The 7,005-nt window shown below is 30.3% G+C and carries 4 protein-coding genes; 1 reads left to right on the forward strand and 3 read right to left on the reverse strand.

Going from position 1 to position 7,005, the window contains the following annotated elements:
• Positions 1 to 28: 28 nt before the first annotated feature.
• Entirely contained in the window at positions 29 to 451 is a 423-nt protein-coding gene (locus tag A9G48_RS06760; RefSeq protein WP_034945628.1) for an META domain-containing protein, read from the reverse strand.
• 74 nt (positions 452 to 525) lie between these two features.
• On the opposite strand from A9G48_RS06760, the gene hrpA reads away from it, so the two are divergent.
• Entirely contained in the window at positions 526 to 4,404 is a 3,879-nt protein-coding gene (hrpA, locus tag A9G48_RS06765; protein ID WP_080715884.1) for an ATP-dependent RNA helicase HrpA, read from the forward strand.
• A gap of 77 nt (positions 4,405 to 4,481) precedes the next feature.
• On the opposite strand, the gene A9G48_RS06770 is transcribed toward hrpA, so the two are convergent.
• Together A9G48_RS06770 and A9G48_RS06775 are read right to left on the reverse strand one after the other, a co-directional pair.
• Positions 4,482 to 5,531, reverse strand: coding sequence for a YdgH/BhsA/McbA-like domain containing protein (locus tag A9G48_RS06770; protein WP_034945625.1), 1,050 nt, complete (start codon positions 5,529 to 5,531; stop codon positions 4,482 to 4,484).
• Positions 5,532 to 5,595: 64 nt separating this feature from the next.
• Positions 5,596 to 6,309, reverse strand: a complete 714-nt coding sequence (locus tag A9G48_RS06775; protein ID WP_034945622.1) for a helix-turn-helix domain-containing protein — start codon at positions 6,307 to 6,309, stop codon at positions 5,596 to 5,598.
• Positions 6,310 to 7,005 lie beyond the last annotated feature (696 nt).

The raw sequence follows: 7,005 nt of genomic DNA on the forward strand, positions 1-7,005 counted from the left end.
GTTTATTTACAAGATGTTTCTAAATGGGTTACATTAACTCTTTGAGTTGATAAATAAGTTCATTTTCCTGGTTCTTTAAAGTTAACTGCTCTTTATTCAGGCTTATTGTTGCCCCTTCTGTTATTAGTTTTGTGATAATACCATCTAATTTATCTAGTTGATCATCATTGCAAATCATTTTTGTCATACCAACACCAGGAGCTTTGATTTTTTCGTTTTCCAATGTTACTTTAGCAACAAATCTATTACACATTTTTCCAATGATGTTCATGTTTTCGCCAAATTCTATTTCAGCTTCTTTATCAACAGGAACATCTTGTCCATTTGCTTTTATTAGCACAAAACGATGATGAGTAAGATCTTCTGCTTTTATTTTATTAGTTTCACCACAGCCAGACAAAATTAAAGCACTAGCAAATAGCGTTGTGGTAAGTATTAATGTCTTTTTCATATTCACTCCTAATGATAGGTAAAGTTTGTTATAATTAATTTTATACAAAATTTGATGGTATTATTTTACTCTTTATGTTATCTCAACAGCAATTAAAATTTTTAGAATCAATGACTTTCTTGGATAAGAATAAAATTTTAAGATTGTTTAAAAACAGCCAGAATATAGTTGAAATTGATTTAGACATAACTCAAGCTGTGTCACATTATCAAACTAGATTAAGATCATTGCCAAATCAAATTATATATCCTAATAATTTACCTGTTGTTGAAAAAAAACAAGAAATTTATGACGCAATTAAACATCATCAAGTAGTCATAATTGCGGGTGAAACTGGCTCAGGTAAAACCACACAAATTCCCAAAATCTGTTTAGAATTAGGCTTAGGAATCAAAGGCTATATTGGTCATACCCAACCACGCCGGTTAGCGGCTCGTTCAATAGCCAACCGTCTTGCTGAAGAGCTAAAAACAGAAGTAGGGCATTTAGTTGGTTTCAAGGTTAGATTTTCTGATCATGTCAGTGACACAACACTTATTAAATTGATGACTGACGGTATATTGCTTGCTGAAATTCAGAAAGACAAACTGTTATTACAATACGATACTATTATTATTGACGAAGCCCATGAACGTAGTTTGAATATTGATTTTATTCTAGGTTACCTTAAACAATTATTACCTAAGCGTCCTGATTTAAAAGTTATTATAACATCAGCAACTATTGATGTAGAACGGTTTTCAGAACATTTTAATCAAGCACCAATTATTGAAGTATCGGGGAGAACTTATCCTGTTGAAGTTAGGTATCGACCACCGATATTGGATAATGATGATAATTCAAACGATAAAAATAGTGATTTTCAACCCATTATTGATGCAATTGATGAACTGTCAGCAGAAAGTTATGGAGATATACTGATTTTTTTGACAGGTGAAAGAGAAATTCGGGATCTTGCTGATATACTAAATAAATTAGATCTTCGTCATACAGATATTTTACCTTTATATGCAAGATTATCAGCATCAGAACAAAATCGAATTTTTCAATCGCATACTAAACGTCGAATTGTCCTTGCAACTAATGTGGCTGAAACATCGTTAACCGTTCCTGGCATTAAATATGTGATCGATTCGGGTTTAGCCAGAATTAGTCGTTATAGCTATCGAACTAAAGTTCAGCGTTTACCGATTGAACCAATATCACAGGCCTCTGCCAATCAGCGTAAAGGACGTTGTGGGCGAACATCTAATGGTATCTGCATACGTTTATATGATGAACAAGATTTTTTATCTCGTCCCGAATTTACCGAACCCGAAATATTACGTACTAATTTGGCTTCCGTAATATTACAGATGACATCATTGGGATTAGGTGATATTGCTGCTTTTCCTTTTGTTCAACCACCCGATTCAAAATATATTCGTGATGGCATTCGGTTATTAGAAGAACTTAGCGCAATTCATACCAAACATAATCGATATCATTTAACTGAAATAGGTAAAATTTTAGCACAACTACCTATTGATCCAAGACTAGCCAGAATGTTGGTTGAAGCAAGACGCTTGGGGTGCATTAAAGAAATAATGATAATTACTGCTGCTTTATCAATTCAAGATCCAAGAGAAAGACCTTTTGATAAACAGCAAGCTTCTGATGAGAAACATCGTCGTTTTGTTGATAAAGAGTCCGATTTTATTTCTTTAATTAATTTATGGAACTACATTAAAGAACAGCAGAACATATTATCAGGAAATCAATTTAGACGATTATGCCAAAAAGAGTTTTTAAATTATCTTCGAATTCGAGAATGGCAAGATGTCTATACGCAAATTAGACAAACCATTAAACAATTAGCATTTCCGATTAATAGTAAAGCAGCTGATTATAATTCATTACATATCTCGTTACTGAGCGGTTTACTATCTCATATTGGAATGAAAGAGCTTGAAAAGCGTGAGTATATCGGTGCACGTAATATCAAATTTGCAATTTTTCCTAATTCAGCGCTTTTCAAAAACCAACCTAAATGGTGTATTGCTAGTGAACTTGTTGAAACAAATAGATTATGGGGGAGAACAGCAGCAAAAATTGAAGCTGAATGGATTGAACCTATAGCTAAACATTTAGTGAAATATAACTATAACGAACCTAGGTGGTCTAAAAAGCAGGGCACAACAATAGCAAACGAAAAAGTAATTTTATTTGGATTACCAATTGTTACTAATAGAATAGTAAATTACAGTAAAATTGATCCTATTTTAAGTCGCACTCTGTTTATTCGGCATGCATTAGTCGAAGGTGCTTGGTTAACAAGTCATAAATTTTACAAGCAAAATCAAAAATTGATTAATGAAGTTGAAGATTTAGAACATAAATCGCGTCGCCAGGATATTTTAATTGATGGTGATGAATTATTTGATTTCTATGATAAACGCATAGATAAATCCGTTATTTCATCTAGACATTTTGATAAATGGTGGAAGCTGAAGCAAAAATCTGATCCTGATTATCTTAATGTACAAAAAGAGATGCTGATCAGGCAATCAGCACAATTAATTAACTTAAATGATTTTCCTGATTTCTGGTATCAAGATCATTTTAAGCTAGCACTTAGTTATCAGTTTGATATTGGTCATAACCGTGACGGTGTCACTATAAAAATTCCGCTTGATATCTTAAACCAAATTAAAAACAGGGGATTCGATTGGCAAGTGCCAGGTTTTAGAAAAGATTTAATAATTGCATTAATCAAATCATTGCCTAAATCTTTACGACGAAACCTTGTCCCTGCACCAAATTATGCAGATGTATTTTTAGGTAGGGTAGATACCACAGAAAAACCACTTCTTGAATGCTTAGAAAATGAATTTCATAAAATGACTGGTGTGAAAATTACATCAGAAAATTGGCAATTAGAACAAGTACCTGAATACTTAAAAATGAATTTTAGTATTATTGATAGTAATAATAACGAAATTGCTTCAAGTAAAGATCTTGATATGCTAAAACAGCAACTCAAAACTCAACTTGAACAAGTTTTGTCATCTATTACTATTAATAAAAAAGATAACTCAATTGAGCAAAATAATTTGACCGATTGGACATTTGGAAAACTTCCTGATGTTTATGAAGAAAAACAAAAAAACTATACAGTTAAGGCTTATCCAGCAATTATTGATAATCAAAATTCCGTAAGTATAAAGTTAGTTGATAATCAATCAGAGCAACAAAGATTAACTAAATTAGGTTTAAGACGTTTATTAATGCTTAACATTCCCTCACCAATCAAGTATTTACATGAAAAATTACCCAATAAATCGAAATTAAGTTTATATTTTAATTCGTTTGGTAACGTGTTAATGCTTATTGATGATTGTATTGCTTGTGGTGTTGATTATTTAATTGAAACAAATAATAAAGCAATACATTCAGCTAATGATTATCAGCAATTACTTGATTATACTAAAACTCATATTAATGAAATAGTTGTTGATATTGCTAAGCAAGTCGAATCAATACTAACTTTGCATTTTAGCATTAATAAAAAGTTAAAAGGGCGCGTTGATTTATCTTTAGCATTTGCCTTGTCAGATATTAAACAGCAACTTAACAAATTGGTTTATAAAGGATTTGTTGCTCAATCAGGTTATAAAAGATTGAATGATATCTATCGATATTTATCGGCAATTGAGAAAAGAATTGAAAAATTATTTCAAAATATGGCAAGAGATAGACAATCAATGAGCATTATAGAAGATGTTCAGAATCAGTATGATAATTGGGTTAATAGTCTACAAAAGAATCAACGATTAGATACAAAAGTGACTGATATCCGTTGGATGATTGAAGAATTAAGAGTCAATTTATTTGCTCAGCAAATCGGAACGCCATATCAAGTTTCTGCTAAAAGAATTAAACAAAAAATAGAGGCGGTAAAACTCGCGTTATAAGATAATTTGATTCTATTTTTTATAAAATAGACATAAGATGATAAAAAAAGAAAGGGCACTAATGTACCCTTATAAAATTAGCGGTACAGATCCACAAATACGGTAATATTCGGTCCATTTGAGTCTTGTGCTATTCTGGCTATATGGTAATACTTAGCATTGGAATCAATAGCTCGCTTTCCTGCCTGATAAGAAATTTCTTGATCCGTTACGTAATATCCTCTAAATTTGATTGTATTAAATGGCACCATTTTCGCTGCAGTAGCATCATTTAATTCTTGTATTTTTCGACCATCAGATAGTGTGACAGTGTAACGATTGATTTTCTGAGGTTCGGCTACAACAGATGAAGTTGGAGGTATGTTTGCTATAGGTTTTGAATCCATTGTTGTGTTATTTACATTTTCTGTTTTAGTTTTATCTATAACTTTATTTTTAAATTTATCAGCATAAAACTTTTCATTAAACGCAGAAGGAGAATAATAACCAGGCCGCTCAACTTGCATTGCAGCTTCTCCACCTTGAGCTAAAGCAGATTGCCCAGCTTCTGAATCATAAGGAATAGCATTTTCAGGTTGAAGTTTACGTTCTGGTGCATCTTTTTTAAATAGATATGCAATAATCTGTAAATTACTGCCAAGCTCTGTACGGTTATCAATATAGAAAGCATAAGCTGATTTTTTAGAAGCTTCTTTTGCTATCGCTTGATTTATATCATATTCATTAGGAAAATAACCTCTAATACGAACAATGTCAAATGGTTCTAATCGTATAGCTTTAAATTTGGGATATTCATAGATACCCTCAAATTTACGAAGACTATCAACTTGTTCCTCTGCTTTTGGTGCGTCAGATTTATACAATTTTGCATAAACTATACGCAAAGTATCATTGGATGGATTTATATTCGTTGATGTTATATAAAATGAAGAGGCTCCTTCTTTATCTGCAGCTTTCGACATGGCTAAAACATAATCTTTATCAGTATAAAAAGCACCTCTAACAGATATTTGTTTAAAAGATTGCATGCTATTTGCTTGCTCTTCATTTAATTGTTGAGCGGCAAATGAATATATAGGAATAATTGCAATAGTTACAGCAATAAGTTTCTTCTTTAAACTTGTCATATTTAATGAACCCACAATTTTAATGACTTAAAATAATATTATTGCTATTCTAGCATATAAAAAATTAGTTACCTAAACTAATTAAGGCATTTAAATTTTTTATAAAAACATATCTTCCTTTTACTTCCAAAATATCTTGTTCTTGAAGTTTAGAAAATATTCGACTTACGGTTTCAATTGTTAACCCTAAATAATTTGCGATGTCGCTTCTGCTCATGGATAGCTTTATATTTGATGAGGAATGCCCTCGATTTTGATAACGTTTATAAAGAGAATAAATGAAATAGGCTAGTCGTTCTTCCGCTTTTTTCTGTGAATAAAATAAAACTAGTTTTTGATAATTATAAATATCAGTACTTAATAATCTAAACACCATATTTCTAACACATTCCTTTGATTCGACTAATGCCATAAGTTCATTATATTTTAATTCACAAACCAAAGTATTTGTAAGTGCTTTAATATTGTTATTATATAACTTAGTAGAAATAGAATCTAATCCAACAATATCACCTGGCAAGTAAAATCCATTAATTTGTTCTTTATTATCCGGTGTCGTAACATAAGTTTTTACTGCTCCCGAATGAATAATATAGAGTTTAGTAAATTCAGTATTCTTGGTGACTAAAAGTTCATTTTTAGAATATGATTTTTTTCGTTCTAAAATCGTTTCTAAAGTATTATTCAACAACATCGGTAAGCATAAAGAACCAATGCTGCACAATTCGCAGGGAACTGAATAACTTTTTGATCTTAAATTCTTATTAATAGTTTGCATAGTAAATTAATCATTAGCCCAAGTTCAGGTCTAGCTAAAAGTAGTGTATTCTAGAATAAACAACGATCAGCTAATTCATATTGTTTAAATTATTAATCAACAAAACGTTCAGTTAATTTAAATAAAAGAAAGTAAGAAATCGAAAACACAACAAAAGTAAATATAAATAATGAAAAGCACACTAGTTCTAGTTAATAATTATACACTAATGGTAATTAATATAATATCAATTGATTTGATTGACTATTATTATTAATTAAAATAATGTTACCAGATCTATAAGTTATTTCTGTTAAGTGTTATTGTCAATTCAAACTAAAAGCTGTAGTTTGTTATTTTAGATATAGATAAAAAGAATAAATATTTAAACTAATTAATGCACACTATATTTAACATAATATACATTATACGAACTATGATGAACGTAGGTGATTTCTGTAGATGCAATCAATAAAATTATTGGTGCCGCTAATTTAAAAATTTGTGTCTAAAGCCACAAATTTTATATTTGGAAATCTGCAACTTCAACTACTAGACTAAGCTTAGCTAAATTGTGACACTGCTTTATATCAATACTAATTTTTTATAATATTAATATATAATTCTGATTTAAATTACTTTTTATCAAAATTAAAAACTTGTGCCTACATTTATTTCTGTAGTATTTATTGAACTTATGATTTTAGAAATTTCACA

It is taken from the genome of Gilliamella sp. wkB18 (assembly GCF_001690875.1).
In the GTDB taxonomy this organism is placed as follows: Bacteria; Pseudomonadota; Gammaproteobacteria; order Enterobacterales; family Orbaceae; genus Gilliamella; species Gilliamella apicola_A.

What these genes read in the sequence shown, in the direction of transcription:
- hrpA (WP_080715884.1), top strand. Translation starts at nt 526, where the DNA reads ATGTTATCTCAACAGCAATTAAAATTTTTAGAATCAATGACTTTCTTG.
- A9G48_RS06775 (WP_034945622.1), bottom strand. Translation starts at nt 6,309, where the DNA reads ATGCAAACTATTAATAAGAATTTAAGATCAAAAAGTTATTCAGTTCCC.
- A9G48_RS06760 (WP_034945628.1), bottom strand. Translation starts at nt 451, where the DNA reads ATGAAAAAGACATTAATACTTACCACAACGCTATTTGCTAGTGCTTTA.
- A9G48_RS06770 (WP_034945625.1), bottom strand. Translation starts at nt 5,531, where the DNA reads ATGACAAGTTTAAAGAAGAAACTTATTGCTGTAACTATTGCAATTATT.